This is a genomic window from Streptomyces gardneri (assembly GCF_006539185.1).
Lineage (GTDB): Bacteria > Actinomycetota > Actinomycetes > Streptomycetales > Streptomycetaceae > Streptomyces > Streptomyces gardneri.
Genome location: NZ_BJMN01000147.1, coordinates 1 through 596, shown reverse-complemented (window position 1 = coordinate 596; position 596 = coordinate 1). Strand labels below are relative to the sequence as shown.

Genomic DNA, 596 nt, shown 5'->3' with positions numbered 1-596 from the left:
GGGCGCCGACAAGCAGACCTCCATGATCGTCCTGACGGCCCTGCTCGTCTGCCTGATCCCCACGACGATCGGCGCGCTGCTCTCCGCGATCGGCATCGCGGGCATGGACCGGCTCGTCCAGCGCAACGTCCTCGCCATGTCGGGCCGCGCGGTCGAGGCCGCCGGTGACGTGTCGACGCTGCTCCTCGACAAGACCGGCACCATCACCCTCGGCAACCGCCAGGCCTCCGAGTTCGTCCCCGTGCGCGGGACCACCGAGGCCGAGGTCGCCGACGCCGCCCAGCTCTCCTCGCTCGCCGACGAGACGCCCGAGGGCCGCTCCGTCGTCGTCCTCGCCAAGGAGAGGTACGGGCTCCGCGAACGCCACCAGGGCGAACTGGCGCACGCCGACTGGATCGAGTTCACGGCGCAGACCCGTATGTCCGGCGTCGACGTCGACGGGCGCAAGGTCCGCAAGGGGGCGGCCGGTTCGGTCGTCGCGTGGGTGAAGGAGCGGGGCGGCAGTGTCTCCGAGGACGCGCAGGCGCTCACGGACCGGATTTCTCAGGCCGGTGGCACGCCGCTGCTGGTGGCTCTGGAGGACGACAAGGGTGCGC

Annotated in this window: 1 pseudogene; it reads left to right on the top strand. The window is 71.8% G+C overall.

The annotated features are described in order from the left end of the window. A pseudogene (locus SGA01_RS40805) lies at positions 1 to 596 on the top strand (potassium-transporting ATPase subunit B); the annotation flags it as partial.